This window comes from Aquitalea sp. S1-19 (assembly GCF_024343515.1).
Map to the genome: position 1 here is coordinate 15,563 of NZ_RJTZ01000015.1, position 16,090 is coordinate 31,652.

Below are 16,090 nucleotides of genomic sequence, written 5' to 3' on the forward strand. Positions count from 1 at the left end.
ATTTTGTGTGAGTCAGGCTGGCACGGCCTGCTCGCTCAGACTGCGATAGTAGTTTGCTTCAGCCTCTGCCGGCGGAATGTAACCGAGCGGCGCCAGCAAACGGTGATGATTGAACCACGAAACCCACTCCAGCGTCGCCAACTCTACAGACTCCATGTTCTTCCATGGTCCTCGGCGATGGATGACCTCTGCCTTGTACAAACCGTTGATGGTTTCTGCCAGCGCATTGTCGTAGCTGTCTCCAGTACTGCCGACTGAAGGTTCGATGCCGGCTTCGGCCAGTCGCTCGGTATAGCGGATCGATACATATTGCGAGCCGTGGTCACTGTGATGGATCAACGCATCCCGTGTTGGCTGACGCGCCCATAGCGCCTGCTCCAGGGCGTCCAGAACAAACTCGGTGTGCATGCTGCGGCTGACCCGCCAGCCCACGATGTAGCGCGCGAACACGTCCACTACGAAGGCCACATAGACAAAGCCTTGCCAGGTTGAGACGTAGGTAAAGTCGGAGACCCAGAGCTGATTCGGCCGATCGGCCACAAACTGCCGGTTAACATGATCTTGCGGGCAAGCGGCTGCCGGATCGGGCCGGGTGGTCCGCACTGCCTTGCCGCGCGTCACCCCGCGCAATCCCAATTGCCGCATCAATCGCTCGACCGTACAGCGGGCTACGCGCTGCCCCTCGCGTTTGAGCTGACGCCAGACCTTGGCTGCACCGTACACCTGATGATTGGCCTGCCAGATACGGTCAATATCGCCGCCCAGTTGCTCGTCGCGTACTGCGCGCTTGCAGCGTAACGCCGGATTGTTTTGCCGGGCCACCTGCCTGCGGTAGGCCGATGGGGCGACCTGCAACACACGGCAGATCGGCTCGATCCCCAATCGGTCCCGATGGACATCAATGAAAGCGTTTACGACTTGATGCGGCGGTCGAGCTCCGCCTGCGCGAAATACGCACTGGCTAGCCGCAGAATTTCGTTGGCCTTTTTCAGCTCGCGGACTTCGCGCTCCAACTCCTTGACCCGGGCTGCCTCCGCGCTGGTGGTTCCGGGGCGCTGGCCAGTGTCACGCTCCTGCTGACGAATCCAGCGGCGCAGCGACTCGGGAGTGCAGCCAATCTTGCCGGCAATGGAAACGATTGCAGCCCATTGCGATTCGTACTGCTCCTTGGCATCAAATACCATGCGCACGGCGCGCTCGCGGACTTCGGGGGAAAACTTCGTTGATTTTGTCATGGCTCCATTCTCTCAAGTGAGGGAGCCTCCGCGAAACCCGGGGTGATTCAGTTATCTAGGCCGATAAGGCTCGCGGCTGAAGCCGCTCCTACAGGCTGGCCCTACAGGCCGCTCCTACAAATCACGTTAGAGGGATACGCCGCTTCGCTGCGGCTATCCCACCGCAGAGGATTCAAGTAGCTTTGCGCGGTTTGATCACCCGGCGTTTCGGGTTGGGGTTGGCTTTTCGCAGCACCAAGAGGCGCGGGGCGCGGAAGGTGACCAGGCGGCGGTAGGCCCAGACATAGGCAAACACAAACAGTAGTGCGCATAACTGTAGCGCCCATTGATGGCGCCAGAACAGCAGCGCAGGCATGATGGAAAACAGCGCAACACCCCACAGATAGGGCGCAGTCAGGCTATTGCGGCGGGTCAGGTGTTTGGCTTCCTTGCTGCCCACCATCCAGCGCACCAGCCGCTTGTAGATCATCTGGTGAAAATGCATGCTGTCCGGCAAGCCGGCCGCAGCCTGACGCTTTTTACGCCGCCAGATGGAAAACAGCGTCTCGAATACCGGATAGATCAAGAGCAGCAACGGAAACCACGGCGACACCACACCGGGGTGACGCGCCACCAGCAGCACCGCCAGCTCGGCCAGCAGGAAACCCACCAGATAGGCTCCGGCGTCGCCGGCGAAGATCATGCCGCGCGGAAAGTTCCATACCAGAAAGCCCAGCATGGCGGCAGCGGCAGCCAAACACAGTGCCAGCAAGGGCATGTCGCCCACCGCCAGCGACACATACGCCAGCGCACAGAAGGCCAGCAGCGCCACGCCGCCCATCAAGCCGTTGTAGCCATCGATGATATTGATCGAATGGCACACGCCACCAGCGGCGAAGATGGTCAGCAGCATGGCGGCGACAGGAAAACTGGCCAACAAGAGGTCGATACCGGGAATGCCCAGCGCCGGCAGGATGCCGCCTACACTCCAGATGGCGATGGCCGCCGAGGCAAATGCCGCCAGCAGGCGGATCAGCGGGCTGACTTTCTTGGTCAGGTCTTCGACCAAGCCGGCAAGAAACACCGGGCCGGCCGACAGCAACACGCCCCAATACAGGCGGGTCTCGGCCTCCAGCCCGGCAAACAGCAATAAAGCACCGCCTGCCAGTAAGCCTGCCAGCACCGGTACGCCACCAATGCGCGGCGTGGGTGCGGCATGGAATTTCTGTACCCCGCTCAGGTCATGGTCCATAGACAGGTGGGCATGCAGATGCTGGGTGCGGATCAGCAGCATGCCGGTGAGTAGAGAAACCAGCAGCGCGGTAAAAACGACGGCCAATAACATCAAAAATATCCAATATTTTATTAAAAATTAAGCAAAAGCCATCATTACTTGGCAGGCGGGTATTGTAATGGATTCGCGCCCGGCATGGGTTGCGCTTTGCTTCCCCCTCCCTTGGCCGTAAAATGCCGCATGCCTTTTACCTCCCGCCTGACCGAAGCCCTATTGTCTTTCTCGCGCCACCACAAGATGGCGCTGTTGATGCTGCTCGATACCCTGCTGCTGCCGCTGGCCTTATGGTCGGCGGTACTGCTACGTCTGGGTGGGGTGTGGGACCCCAAGCTCAATCCATTCTGGTGGATTTTTCTGGTACTGCCACTGTGGGTGATGCCCATCTTCATCAAGCTCGGCCTGTATCGCGCGGTGCTCAAGTATGTGGACGACAAGCTGGTAACGACGGTGTTTTCCGGCGTCAGCCTGGCGGTACTGCTATTGATGGCGGTGATCATGATGGCCGGCATTACGCCGTTCCCGCGCACCTCCATCATCATTTTCTGGGTGTTCGCCATGGCCTATATCGGCGCCAGCCGCTTTGTGCTGCGCGGGCTGATCCGCCGTATCGACGCCCACGATGCGCCACGCCTGCCGGTGCTGATTTATGGTGCCGGCCACGCCGGGGTGCAGCTGATGCTGGCCTTGCAGGCCGGGCGCGAGTACCGGCCGCTGGCTTTTGTCGACGATAACCCACAACTGTGGCGCCGCACCTTTCGCGGCGTGGCGGTGCATGCGCCGGCCGAACTGCCGCTACTGATAGACGAATTCGCGCCCAAGGCGATTCTGTTGGCCATGCCCTCGGTCGGGCGTTCGCGCCAGCGCAACATCCTGCAGGCGCTGGAAGCACACCATATCCCGATCAAGAGCCTGCCCGGCATGGCCGATCTGGTCAGCGGCAAGGCGCGCTACGACCAACTGCGCGAGATCGATATCGAAGACCTGCTGGGGCGCGATCCGGTGCCGCCGCGCGTTGATCTTTTGTCGGCCAATATCGGCGGCAAGGTGGTACTGGTCACCGGAGCCGGCGGCTCGATAGGCTCGGAGCTGTGCCGTCAGATTGCCGCGCTGTCCCCTAAGCATCTGCTGCTGTTCGAATTGTCCGAGTTTGCGCTGTACAGCATCCATCAGGAACTGCGACAGCTGGCACCGACGCTTGCCATCACCCCGCTACTGGGTTCGGTGACAGATTACGACCGCCTGCTAGCGGTGATGACCGGCTTCAAGGTGGAGACGGTGTATCACGCCGCCGCCTACAAGCACGTGCCGATGGTGGAGCACAATCCGGTGGCCGGCATTCTCAACAATGCCTTCGGCACCCAGACCTGCGCCCAGGCCGCACAGGCGGCCGGTCTTGCTACCTTTGTGCTGATTTCCACCGACAAGGCGGTGCGCCCCACCAATGTGATGGGCGCGACCAAGCGCCTGGCCGAACTGTGCCTGCAGGCATTGAGCGATGCCGGCAGCCGCACCCGCTTCGTGATGGTGCGCTTTGGCAATGTGCTGGGCAGCTCGGGCTCGGTAGTGCCGCTATTCAAGCAGCAGATTGCCGCCGGCGGCCCTGTCACCCTTACACACCCCGACATCACCCGCTATTTCATGACCATCCCCGAGGCCGCGCAGCTGGTGATACAGGCCGGTGCCATGGGCGAAGGCGGCGACGTGTTTGTGCTGGATATGGGCGAGCCGGTGAAGATCATCGATCTGGCGCGACGGCTGGTGCATCTGTCCGGGCTGGAAGTAAAAGACACGCAGCAGCCCAATGGCGATATCGAAATCCGCTGCACCGGCCTGCGCCCCGGCGAGAAGCTGTACGAAGAGCTACTGATCGGCGACAACACCCTCCCTACCCCGCACACCCGTATCTTGCGCGCGCAGGAACACAGCCTGCCGCTGGCCGCGCTGCAAGCTTATATGAGCCGGCTCAAGCTCGCCTGTGACGAGCTGGATGCCGAACAGGCATTTACGCTGATGCAGGAAGTGGTACAGGAATTCAAGCCCGCCGCGCAGACGGCGGACTGGCTGGTGGCGGCGAGCCGCGAGGATGTGGAGGGGTGATGAACTCAAAGGCTCGCGGCTGAAGCCGCTCCTACAGGGTAAATACTCGTAGGAGCGGCTTCAGCCGCGAGCTTGCCATCAAAAATCCCGACCTGAGGTCGGGTTTTTGTCCATCAATATGAAGGTGTGGCCGGCTTGGTGGCTGGCGGTTTGGCGCCGGGCATCGCAGGTTTGGCCATAGGCTGCTTGCTGTCAGGCATGGCGGGCTTGCTCATCGCGGCAGCCGGCTTGCCCGGGCCTACGCTGACATCTTTTTTCAGCATTTCCATGGTCTTGTCGCCGATACCCGGCACATTATTCAGCTCTTCTACCGTCTTGAACGGGCCATTCTTGGTACGAAAATCAATAATGGCCTTGGCCTTGGCCGGGCCGATGCCATTCAGCGCCTCCAGCTCGGCCTGGCTGGCGCTATTGAGATTGACCGCAGCCATAGCGGCAGAGGACAGCAACAGGGCGCCGAGCAAACCGGCTAACAGTTTCTTCATTGCACCGACTCCTTAAATGATGAAGCAACCTGAATGGCTGCTTCAGCACTATAGGATTATTCGTACAGAATTTCAGGTGGCAAAAAGCTCGCGGCTGAAGCTGCTCCTACACCAATCTACCCTGTAGGAGCGGCTTCAGCCGCGATGGCGGCTTACCAGACTTTGAGGTACTCCAGCATGCCTTCGGCGGCCTGACGGCCTTCGAATACCGCGCGCACCACCAGATCGGCACCGCGTACCATATCGCCGCCGGCAAATACCTTGGGGTTGCTGGTCTGATGTTTGAAGGCGGCGCGCTCAGGCGCGATGGTGCGGCCACGCTCGTCGCTCACGATGTTCGCGCCATCAAACCAGGCCGCGGCTTCGGCCTGAAAGCCGAAGGCGATGATGACATGGTCGCAAGCGATGGTTTCTTCGCTGCCCGGCACCACTTCGGCATTGCGCCGGCCCTTGGCGTCCGGAGCCCCCAAACGCGTTTCCGCCAGAGTCAGCAGCAAGCTGCCGTCTTCGGCGCTGGCAATCCCCATAGGCTGGCGGTTCCACAGGAACTGGACACCTTCCTCGCGCGCAGTCCCCACTTCGCGCTTGGAGCCGGGCATATTGGCCTCGTCGCGGCGGTAGGCGCAGATCACGCTCTTGGCTCCCTGACGGATGGCAGTACGGTTGCAGTCCATCGCGGTATCGCCGCCACCCAGCACCACCACGCGCTTGCCGGCCATGGAAACAGCCGCATCGCCAGCCGGCAAAGTGTCCATACTCTGGCGCACATTATTGATCAGATAAGGCAGTGCCTCGAGTACGCCGTCGAGGTTTTCACCCTCGAAGCCGCCCTTCATATACTTGTAGGCGCCCATGCCCATAAACACCGCATCGTAATCAGCCAGCAGCGTGTCGATAGCGATATCGCGGCCGATCTCGGTATTGAGGCGGAACTCGACACCCATGCCTTCCATGATCTCGCGCCGGCGCGCCACCACGCTCTTTTCCAGCTTGAACTCGGGGATACCGAAGGTCAGCAGGCCGCCAATTTCTTCGTAGCGATCGAACACCACCGGCCGTACGCCGTTGCGTACCAACACATCGGCACAAGCAAGGCCGGCCGGCCCTGCACCGATCACCGCTACTTTTTTGTCGGTCCACACTACCTTGGACATGTCCGGACGCCAGCCGGCCTTATAGGCTTCATCGGTGATGTATTTCTCGATACTGCCGATAGTGACCGCACCGAAATTGCCCTGTTCCAGCGTACACGCGCCTTCGCACAATCGGTCTTGCGGACAGACACGGCCGCAGATCTCGGGCAGGGAGTTGGTCTGGTGCGACATTTCGGCCGCTTCGAACAAACGCCCTTCCTTCACCAGCTTGAGCCAGTTCGGAATGTAGTTGTGTACCGGGCACTCCCACTCGCAGTACGGGTTGCCGCAAGACAGGCAGCGCCCGGCCTGATCCACCGCATCCACCGGATGCAGCGGGGTATAAATTTCCTTGAACTCGATCTTGCGCACCGCCGCCTCGACCTTGTCGCCGGGGTTGCGGGAGAGCTTCATAAACTGGAATACGTCGTTTGCCATTTTTTTTCCTCGGGAACAGGGAACCGGAAACCGGGAACCGCTCCGCTCAACTTTATCGTTTCGGGCAAGCTGCCAAGCGTCAGCCTGCCGGTGGCTCAAGCTTGCGCTTTAAGCTGCGATACAAACCATTGACCAACTGGCCGACCGAAATCACCGACCGTTCAAGATTCGGGTCAGGCTGACGAAATCCCAGCCTTAGCGCCAGCTCTAACTGTGTTTCAAGTTCGTTTAGCGAACCTCTTGCGATCGCAACAAAGTGCAGATAATCACGCAGGCTGGCCCGCCCACAACCTTCTGCAATATTTGAAGGGATGGAAACCGAAGCCCGCCTCATCTGCTGCGACAAGCCATATCTTTCCTCGACAGGGAAAGAAGCTGTCAGCCGATAAATGTCTACCGACAAGTTCATGGACTGTTGCCAGACATCCAGTTGCTTATGCAGATAGGGCATGTGGTTACCTGTGGGGGTGGGATCTGGGATCCGAGTCCCGGTTCCCGAATCCCGGATCCCCTGTTAATCCTTCAACAGCGATTCCAATTTCGCCGCCTTGGGCTTAACCAGCCAGAAGTAATCGACGTAGTCGTCGAAGTTCTCCAGCATGGCACGGCCGGTTTCCGAGCCGGTCAGTTCGACATGCTTGGCGATCTTTTCCAGCAGATAGGCGCGGTACATGCCCATCGCTTCACCGTTGATCAGGTTGATGTCGATCAGCTCGTTGTTGTAGCGGTAAGGGAAGCGTTCGTTCTTGTCGTAGACGAAAGCGAAACCGCCGGTCATGCCGGCACCGAAGTTGTAGCCGGTTTCACCCAATACAATCACCGTGCCGCCGGTCATGTATTCGCAGCAGTGGTCGCCTGCGCCCTCGATCACAGCCAGTGCGCCCGAGTTCCTCACGCCAAAGCGCTCGCCGGCGATACCGGCCGCGAACAACTGACCACCGGTTGCGCCATACAGGCAGGTGTTGCCGACGATGATGGACTCGCCCGCCTTGTAGCTGGCGTTCTTCGGCGGATAGATGGTGACGCGGCCACCGGCCATGCCCTTGCCGACATAATCGTTGGCATCGCCTTCCAGTTCCAGATGCAGGCCAGGCGCATTCCATACGCCAAAGCTTTGCCCGGCCGAGCCGTTGAACTTGACCTTGAGGCAGCCAAACGGCAAGCCGGCTGCACCGTGTACGCGGGCGATTTCACCCGACAGGCGCGCACCGATGGAGCGGTGGATGTTCTCGATCGGATATTCGAGCTGCAACATCTGCGTATTGTGAATGGCATTGCGCGCATCGTTCAGGATGGCCTCGGCCAGCTCGCCCTTGTCAAACGAAGGGTTGGAGGCTTCCAGACAGAAACGCGGCTCGCTGTCCGGCACCGTGCCTTGGCTCAGCAAAGGCGACAGATCCAGCTTGTGCTGTTTGTCACCGCTGCCGGATTGCAGCTCCAAGAGCTCCATGCGGCCGATCAGCTCTTCCATCGTGCGCACGCCCAGTTTGGCCATCCACTCGCGGGTTTCGCGCGCAATGAACAGGAAGTAGTTCATCACCATTTCCGGCAGGCCGATAAAGTACTTGGAACGCAGCTTGATTTCCTGCGTGGCCACGCCGGTCGCGCAGTTGTTCAGATGGCAGATGCGCAGGTATTTGCAACCCAGCGCCACCATAGGGCCGGTACCGAAGCCGAAGCTTTCCGCGCCCATGATCGCGGCCTTGACCACATCCAGGCCGGTCTTGAGACCGCCATCGGTCTGCACCCGCACCCGGCCGCGCAGGCCGTTGGCGCGCAGCACTTGCTGCGCCTCGGTCAGGCCCAGCTCCCATGGGGTGCCGGCATATTTCACCGAGGTCAGCGGTGAGGCGCCGGTACCGCCGTCGTAACCGGAGATGGTGATCAGGTCGGCATAGGCCTTGGCCACGCCGGCGGCAATCGTGCCCACGCCTGGCTCGGCCACCAGCTTGACCGACACCAGCGCCGTCGGATTAACCTGCTTCAAGTCGAAAATCAGCTGAGCCAGGTCTTCGATCGAATAGATATCATGGTGCGGCGGCGGCGAAATCAGGCTGACGCCTTCCTTGGCGTGGCGCAGGCGTGCGATCAGGCCGGATACCTTGTCGCCCGGCAACTGGCCGCCCTCGCCCGGCTTGGCGCCTTGCGCCACCTTGATCTGCAGCACTTCGGCATTGACCAGATAATGCGGGGTCACGCCGAAACGGCCGGAGGCAACCTGCTTGATCTTGGACATTTTCTCGGTGCCGTAGCGCGCCGCATCTTCGCCGCCCTCGCCCGAGTTGGAACGCCCGCCCAGACGGTTCATGGCGATGGCCAGCGCCTCGTGTGCCTCGGGGCTCAACGCGCCCAGCGACATACCGGCCGAGTCGAAGCGCTTGAGGATGGCCTCGATCGGCTCGACCTCATCCAGCGGAATCGGCGTGGCAGCAAGTTTAAGTTCCATCAGGTCGCGGAACATGGCGACCGGACGGCTGTTCACCAGATGGGCATAGGTCTGGTAGGCGTCGTAGTCGTCGTTCTGCACCGCTTTTTGCAGCTGCGTCACCACGTCCGGGTTGTAGGCGTGGTATTCCTCGCCATGCACATACTTGAGCAGGCCACCATGGCTGATCGTGCGCATCGGGTTGAAGGCAAAACGCGCCAGCTTTTTCTGGTCGTCTTCGAACTCGTCAAAGCCGGCACCCGACAGGCGCGACACCGTGCCCTTAAGGCACAGTTCCACCACTTCCTCATGGATGCCGATGGCCTCGAACAACTGGCCGCCGCGATAGCTGGCGATGGTGGACACCCCCATCTTGGACAGCACCTTGAGCAAGCCCTTGTTGATGCCCTTACGGTAGTGCTGCAACGCTTCGTTGATCTTGCACTTCACATCCCCGGCATTCACCAGACCGATAATGCTCTGATAGGCGAGGTAAGGATAAACCGCCGTTGCGCCATAGCCGATCAGACAGGCCATCTGGTGCGCATCGCGCACGGTGCCGGTCTCGACCACGATATTGGTCTTGCAGCGCAAGCCGCTATCGATCAGCGCATGATGCACGGCACCGGTGGCGAACAGCGCGTGGATAGGCAGGCGGTTGGCGCTCAGGTTGCGGTCGGACAGCACCACCACGACCGTGCCTTCGCGTACAGCTTCCACCACATGGGCACACAGCTTTTGCAATGCAGCTTGCAGCCCGATGTCGGCCGGGTCATAGCACAGGTCGAAGCTGGTCGACTTCAGGTGCGGCTCTGGGCGCGTGGTCACGCGCACGAATTTTTCGTGGCTCAGTACCGGGCTGCGCACTTCCAGACGCTTGGCGTGCTCGGCACTTTCCTCGAACATATTGCGCTCGGGGCCGAACACCGAGTTCAGCGACATCACCACCGCTTCGCGGATCGGGTCGATAGGCGGGTTGGTGACCTGGGCAAACTGCTGGCGCAGATAATCGAACGGCGAGCGCACTTTTTGCGACAGCACCGCCATGGGCGTGTCGTCGCCCATGGAGCCGACGGCTTCCTGACCGTCTTCGGCCAGTACGCGCAGAATCTGGTCACGCTCTTCGAAGCTGAGATTGAACTGCTTCTGATAGGTCAGGAGCTGGTCCGCACTCATCGCCTCCAGGCTGGAGTCGTCTTCTATCGACAGCTCCAGATACTGCGCCGAATCCTTGATCCACTGGCGGTAAGGCTTGGCACTCTTAAGCTGGGCGTCGATCTCTTCCGGCAGCAACAGCTCGCCGGTGCACAGATCGGCCGCAAACAGCTGGCCCGGTTTGACGCGACCCTTCTTCGCCACGTCCTCGGGGCGGTAATCCCACACCCCGACTTCCGAGGCGATGGTCAGCACATTATCCTTGGTCAGCACCCAGCGCGCCGGACGCAGGCCATTGCGGTCCAGCATACAGGCCGCGTAGCGGCCGTCGGTCAGCACAATGCCGGCTGGGCCATCCCATGGCTCCATATGCATGGAGTTGAACTCGTAGAAGGCGCGCAGATCCTTGTCGGTGGAATCCACATTCTGCCAGGCCGGCGGCACCAACAGGCGCAAGGCGCGGAACAGCGGAATGCCGCCCATCAGCAGGCCTTCGAGCATATTGTCCAGACTCATGGAGTCGGAGCCGTCAGTCTGCACGATGGGGCGTACCGCATCCATGTCCAGATGTTCGGACGCCATGATCTGCTCGCGCGCACGCGCCCAGTGGCGGTTGCCCGACACGGTATTGATCTCGCCGTTGTGCGCAAGGAAACGGAAAGGCTGGGCCAGCTTCCACTGCGGCCAGGTATTGGTCGAGAAGCGCTGGTGGAATACCGCGAGGCTGGACTCGAAACGCTCATCCTGCAAATCGAGGAAGAAACGGGACAGATTGTCCGGCGTCACCAGACCCTTGTACGACAAGGTATGCGGCGACAGGGTAGGCAGATAGAAATAAGGATCGTCGGCCTTGTTGGCCTTCTCGGCCAGACGGCGCGCCATATACAGGCGACGCTGGAAAGTCGGCTCGTCCATGCCGAACGGGCAGTTGACAAATACCTGCACAATGGCCGGCAAGCTTGCGAGCGCTGCCTCGCCGCAAGCGCTGTCATCGGTCGGCACCGCGCGAAAACCGGCGGCTTCCAGACCTTGCTCTTCCAGATGCTCCTTCAGCCGGCGCAGGCTTTTCTGGCCAAGTGTCGCATCCGGGTGGTGAAATACCAGACCGGCAGCGTACACTGGCTTGAGGCTGATGCCGGCAGCTTGCGCGACCTGACGTAAAAAACCGTCCGGCTTACGGAACAGCAGCCCGCAACCGTCGCCCGATTTACCATCGGCGGCAACGGCACCGCGATGAGTCAGTTTGGCGAGCGAGGAAATAGCCGTTTTCACCAGCCAGTGGCTGGGTTTATCGTCCATCTGGGCGATCAGGCCGAAGCCGCAGCTATCCTGCTCGAAATCCGGGCGGTACAAAGTACCTTCCAACCAGCGCTGTCTATCCATATTGTTGCCTGCTGATAATGTAAAACGAATGATTCGATTCTAAGGTCAAGTGAGGCAGAATCGCAACCCGAATTTGTGCGACGCGATAATCCATTTTTATCAATAACTTAGCCGCAAAAACATAGGTTTTTATACGGGAAAACCCCAGCTTTATTTTCAGTTTTGTGACGTTAAATTTAAATTTAGCGACCAAAATAAGTGCATAAACAATATTGAAAATAGCTACCAACTGCATAATGTCGGACAAAAAGCGTGATTCATACTCCGGAAAAATCTCCCGCCTCCCGTGAGGCCGTACGCGGCTTCGCCGACCAGGCCTTTGCCCGCGCGGCAGGCGCACCGCTTATTGCCGGCAATCACGCCCGCCTGCTGTACGACAGCGCCGAAAATTTTCCAGCCTGGGAAGCAGCGATTGCCGCAGCGCAGGAAAGCATCCTGATCGAGATGTATATGTTCAGCAACGATGACTTCGGCCGCCATCTATGCGCCCTGCTCGCCGAGCGGGCGCGCAGCAAGGTGCGCGTGCTGCTGCTGCTGGACTGGTTCGGCTGCTGGCAGGAAATTTTGTCCGGCTTTTTCAAACCGCTGCTCGCGGCCGGCGCCGAAATCCGCTACTACAACCCCCCCAGCCTGTCCGCCGGGCTCGCGCTTTTGGGACGCAACCACCGCAAGCAAATCATCGTCGACCAAGAGCAGGTCTTTGTCGCCGGCCTGTGCGTCAGCGCGCGCTGGGAAGGTGATAGCCAAGCCGGCATCGCACCCTGGCGCGACACCGGCATCCGCCTGACAGGCCCGGTGCTGCAGGCGGCCATTGCCGCCTTTGCCGATAGCTGGGCCAGTTGCGGCAGCCCGCTGGCGCTGACCGCACATGCTGCGACGGCACCCGAGCCCGGCGATGTGGCTGCACGCCTGATTGCCACCACCCCCAGCAGCGCCAACATGATGCGGCTGGACCTGATGATTGCCGCCTTCGCCCGCGAAACGTTATGGATTACCGACGCTTATTTCATGGGTACCGGCACCTATCTCACCGCCTTGAAAAATGCGGCACGCGACGGGGTCGATGTGCGCTTGCTGGTGCCACGCGCCAGCGATATCGCCTGGATCGCGACCGTGTCGCGTACCCAGTATCGCCCCCTGCTGGAAGCAGGGGTGCGCGTGTTCGAATGGAACGGCTCGATGATCCATGCCAAGACCGCCGTAGCCGACGGACGCTGGGCGCGCATCGGTTCGTCCAATCTCAATGTGTCCAGCTGGCTGGCCAACCGGGAACTGGATGTGTCCATCGAAGACGAAACGCTGGCAGGCGAGCTGGCCGAGCGCTTTTACCGTGATCTGGATAACGCCACCGAAGTCATTCTGCAGGGCCAGCGCCGCCGTCCGGCCCTGTCACGCCCGCGCCTGCCCTATCACTCGCCCCTGCTCAGCGCCGGAGCCAATGCCGCCCGCGCCCGAGCCACCGCCCGCGCGGCCGCCAGACAAGCGGCGCGCATCGGCGACGCCATTGAAGCCGTGGTGCGCGGCACGCGCGAAGTCGAGCGCAGCGAAGCTTCCGCGCTGTTAAGCATAGGTTGCACCCTCTTGCTGCTGGCTCTGGCCATCGCCTTCTTCCCATGGCTGATCGCCGCGCCTCTGGTGCTGCTGCTGGGCACGGGCAGCGCGGCACTGATCCTGAAGGCGTGGCAGCTGCGTAAGACGGAGAATGGGGGATAGCGTGGAGAGTGGGGAGTCGACGCCGCTACCCCCACACCACCCCGCCACTTTACAAACCATCCAATATAGATATAATGCGCGCCGAACAGGGTATTCGAAGGTGGGTTGCTTGCAGCCTGCCCTAAGCCGGCAGACGTGAGGATGGACACCATCCAGTGCGGACCGCGGTGCAAAGCACCCAAATGACCCGACGCTCAGGCGTCGGAATTTGATGTGAATCGCGCCTCAAGGCCAGCCACGGCGTGCGCTACTTCTGCGTACCGCACGAACAGCAACTGCGCCCCAACGCGCACCGAGTGACATCTTTGGCCTCGCCAAAGGCCGCAAGGCGTTACAGGTGCCCGGCCCCGACCCTGTGTCATGACAGGGCACGACCCTATCCCACGCTTGCGCCTTTTTGACGGTGCCATTGATGTCCGAGTTTCAACAAGGACTCAGGCATGCGTTTCCGTTTTCCCATCGTCATCATCGACGAAGACTTCCGCACCGAAAATACCAGCGGCTCCGGCATCCGCGAGCTGGCCAGCGCCATTGAAAGCCAGGGCATCGAAGTGGTGGGCTACACCAGCTATGGCGACCTGACTGCATTTGCGCAGCAGCAAAGCCGTGCCGCCGGCTTTATCCTGTCTATCGATGACGAAGAATTCCACACCCAGGACAGCACGGATACCGCGCTGGGCAAGCTGTATGGCTTTATCGCCGAGCTGCGTCGCCGCAACCCCGATATCCCGGTCTACCTCTATGGCGAAACGCGTACCGCACGCCACATCCCGAACGATATCCTGCGCGAACTGCATGGCTTTATCCACATGCACGAAGACACGCCGGACTTTGTGGCACGCCATATCATCCGCGAAACCAAGTCCTACCTCGACAGCCTGGCGCCACCCTTCTTCCGCGCGCTGGTTGACTACGCCAACGATGGCTCCTATTCCTGGCACTGCCCGGGCCACTCCGGCGGCGTCGCCTTTTTGAAGAGCCCGGTCGGCCAGATGTTCCACCAGTTCTTCGGCGAGAATATGCTGCGCGCCGACGTGTGCAATGCCGTGGATGAACTGGGCCAGCTCTTGGACCATACCGGCCCGGTAGCTGCATCCGAGCGCAACGCCGCGCGCATCTTCAGCGCCGACCACCTGTTTTTTGTCACCAACGGCACCTCGACCAGCAACAAGATCGTGTGGCATAGCACGGTTGCCGCCGGCGACATCGTGCTGGTTGACCGCAACTGCCATAAGTCCAATCTGCACGCGATCATTATGACCGGCGCCATTCCGGTGTTCCTGATGCCGACGCGCAACCACTACGGCATTATCGGCCCGATCCCCAAGGCCGAGTTCTCGCTGGAAAACATCCGTCAAAAAATTCTGGCCAACCCGTTTGCCCGCGCCGCACTAGAAAAAAACCCGGACGCCAAGCCGCGCATCCTGACGCTGACCCAGTCCACCTACGACGGCATCCTGTACAACGTCGAGGAGATCAAGGGTCTGCTCGATGGCGAGGTCGACAGCCTGCATTTTGACGAAGCCTGGCTGCCGCACGCCAGCTTCCACGACTTCTATGGCGACTTCCACGCCATTGGCGACGACAGGCCGCGCTGCAAGGAGTCGATGATTTTCTCCACCCAGTCCACCCACAAGCTGCTGGCCGGTATCTCGCAGGCCTCGCAGATCCTGGTGCAGGACCCGATCAACCGCAAACTGGATGTGTCCTTGTTCAACGAGGCCTATCTGATGCATACCTCGACCAGCCCGCAGTACGCGATTATCGCCAGCTGCGATGTGGCGGCGGCAATGATGGAGCAGCCAGGCGGCAAGACGCTGGTGGAGGAATCCCTGGTCGAAGCGCTGGACTTCCGTCGCGCCATGCGCAAGGTGGATGAAGAGTACGGCAATGACTGGTGGTTCAAGGTGTGGGGGCCGCAAGCGCTGTCGGACGACGGCATCTGCGATCCGGCCGAATGGCAACTCAAGCCGGAAGACCGCTGGCACGGCTTTGCCGGCATCGAAGAAGGCTTCAACCTGCTCGACCCGATCAAGGCCACCATTCTCACCCCGGGGCTGGATGTAGACGGCAACCCGGACGAAATGGGCATACCGGCCGCCATCGTCACCAAGTATCTGACCGAACACGGTGTCGTGGTGGAAAAGACCGGCCTGTACAGCTTCTTCATCATGTTCACCATCGGCATCACCAAGGGGCGCTGGAACACGCTGATTTCACTGTTGCAGCAGTTCAAGGACGACTACGACAAGAACCAGCCGATGTGGCGCATCATGCCGGAATTTGTCGCCAAGTATCCGCAATACGAGCGCGTCGGCCTGCGCGATTTGTGCCAGAAGATTCACGAACTGTACGCGCGCCATAATATTGCGCGCCTGACGACCGAAATCTATCTGTCGGAAATGGAGCCGGCCATGCGCCCGGCCGATGCCTTCGCCAAGACCGCACACCGCGAAATCGAGCGCGTGCCGGTAGGCGAGCTGGAAGGCCGCATCACCGCCGGCCTGCTCACCCCCTATCCGCCAGGTATTCCACTCTTGATTCCGGGTGAGCGCTTCAACCGTACCATTGTCGGCTACCTGAAGTTTGTGCAGGACTTCAACCTTGAACTTCCGGGCTTTGAAACCGATGTGCACGGCCTGGTTGCGGTGGAAAAAGACGGCAAGCGGGTGTACTGCGTGGATTGTGTGAAATAGGAAGTAGGGAATCGGGGAGTGACAGGCTCCCCTCCCGTCAGGCTCGCGCCATATGCA

9 protein-coding genes and 1 other annotated feature are annotated in these 16,090 nt (G+C 60.5%); of the genes, 3 read left to right on the forward strand and 6 right to left on the reverse strand.

Translation table 11 applies throughout. The features are described from left to right. Positions 1-12 precede the first annotated feature (12 nt). Together EGI20_RS03950 and EGI20_RS03955 are read right to left on the reverse strand one after the other, a co-directional pair. Positions 13-1,235 (reverse strand): IS3 family transposase gene (locus tag EGI20_RS03950; RefSeq protein ID WP_498629804.1). Its coding sequence is split into 2 segments (ribosomal slippage): positions 13-953 and positions 953-1,235, totalling 1,224 coding nucleotides; the frame shifts between segments, so codons are not numbered across the junction. Then, positions 841-957: a sequence feature (AL1L pseudoknot), on the reverse strand. Its footprint overlaps the gene before it by 117 nt. A 172-nt stretch (positions 1,236-1,407) precedes the next feature. Continuing rightward, positions 1,408-2,559, reverse strand: coding sequence for an MraY family glycosyltransferase (locus EGI20_RS03955; RefSeq protein WP_498629806.1), 1,152 nt, complete (start codon positions 2,557-2,559; stop codon positions 1,408-1,410). 129 nt (positions 2,560-2,688) lie between these two features. On the opposite strand from EGI20_RS03955, the gene EGI20_RS03960 reads away from it, so the two are divergent. Next, complete coding sequence (locus tag EGI20_RS03960; protein WP_498629808.1) at positions 2,689-4,605, forward strand: polysaccharide biosynthesis protein; 1,917 nt, start codon at positions 2,689-2,691, stop codon at positions 4,603-4,605. Positions 4,606-4,718: 113 nt separating this feature from the next. On the opposite strand, the gene EGI20_RS03965 is transcribed toward EGI20_RS03960, so the two are convergent. From EGI20_RS03965 to gltB, 4 genes are all read right to left on the reverse strand, one after another. Continuing rightward, complete coding sequence (locus EGI20_RS03965; protein ID WP_498629810.1) at positions 4,719-5,090, reverse strand: ComEA family DNA-binding protein; 372 nt, start codon at positions 5,088-5,090, stop codon at positions 4,719-4,721. Positions 5,091-5,242: 152 nt separating this feature from the next. Continuing rightward, positions 5,243-6,661: an FAD-dependent oxidoreductase gene (locus EGI20_RS03970; protein ID WP_498629812.1), complete on the reverse strand. Its 1,419-nt coding sequence runs from the start codon at positions 6,659-6,661 to the stop codon at positions 5,243-5,245. A gap of 79 nt (positions 6,662-6,740) precedes the next feature. Continuing rightward, the gene (locus EGI20_RS03975) at positions 6,741-7,112 is read right to left on the reverse strand and encodes a four helix bundle protein (RefSeq protein ID WP_498629813.1); all 372 of its coding nucleotides are present in this window, start codon (positions 7,110-7,112) and stop codon (positions 6,741-6,743) included. Between the two features lie 63 nt (positions 7,113-7,175). Then, on the reverse strand, positions 7,176-11,624 hold the full coding sequence (gene gltB / locus EGI20_RS03980) for a glutamate synthase large subunit (RefSeq protein ID WP_498629815.1): 4,449 nt from the start codon (positions 11,622-11,624) through the stop codon (positions 7,176-7,178). Between the two features lie 252 nt (positions 11,625-11,876). Here gltB and EGI20_RS03985 point away from each other — a divergent pair, with 252 nt between their 5' ends. Together EGI20_RS03985 and EGI20_RS03990 are read left to right on the forward strand one after the other, a co-directional pair. Beyond that, positions 11,877-13,337 carry a phospholipase D-like domain-containing protein gene (locus EGI20_RS03985; RefSeq protein WP_498629817.1) on the forward strand — a complete coding sequence of 487 codons (1,461 nt, stop codon included), beginning with the start codon at positions 11,877-11,879 and terminating at the stop codon, positions 13,335-13,337. Positions 13,338-13,777: 440 nt separating this feature from the next. Continuing rightward, the gene (locus EGI20_RS03990) at positions 13,778-16,033 is read left to right on the forward strand and encodes an Orn/Lys/Arg family decarboxylase (RefSeq protein WP_498629819.1); all 2,256 of its coding nucleotides are present in this window, start codon (positions 13,778-13,780) and stop codon (positions 16,031-16,033) included. Positions 16,034-16,090: the final 57 nt, after the last annotated feature.

Coding starts and splice junctions, on each gene's coding strand:
- EGI20_RS03975 (WP_498629813.1), bottom strand. CDS start 7,112: ATGCCCTATCTGCATAAGCAACTGGATGTCTGGCAACAGTCCATGAAC.
- EGI20_RS03970 (WP_498629812.1), bottom strand. CDS start 6,661: ATGGCAAACGACGTATTCCAGTTTATGAAGCTCTCCCGCAACCCCGGC.
- EGI20_RS03955 (WP_498629806.1), bottom strand. CDS start 2,559: ATGTTATTGGCCGTCGTTTTTACCGCGCTGCTGGTTTCTCTACTCACC.
- EGI20_RS03965 (WP_498629810.1), bottom strand. CDS start 5,090: ATGAAGAAACTGTTAGCCGGTTTGCTCGGCGCCCTGTTGCTGTCCTCT.
- EGI20_RS03990 (WP_498629819.1), top strand. CDS start 13,778: ATGCGTTTCCGTTTTCCCATCGTCATCATCGACGAAGACTTCCGCACC.
- EGI20_RS03960 (WP_498629808.1), top strand. CDS start 2,689: ATGCCTTTTACCTCCCGCCTGACCGAAGCCCTATTGTCTTTCTCGCGC.
- gltB (WP_498629815.1), bottom strand. CDS start 11,624: ATGGATAGACAGCGCTGGTTGGAAGGTACTTTGTACCGCCCGGATTTC.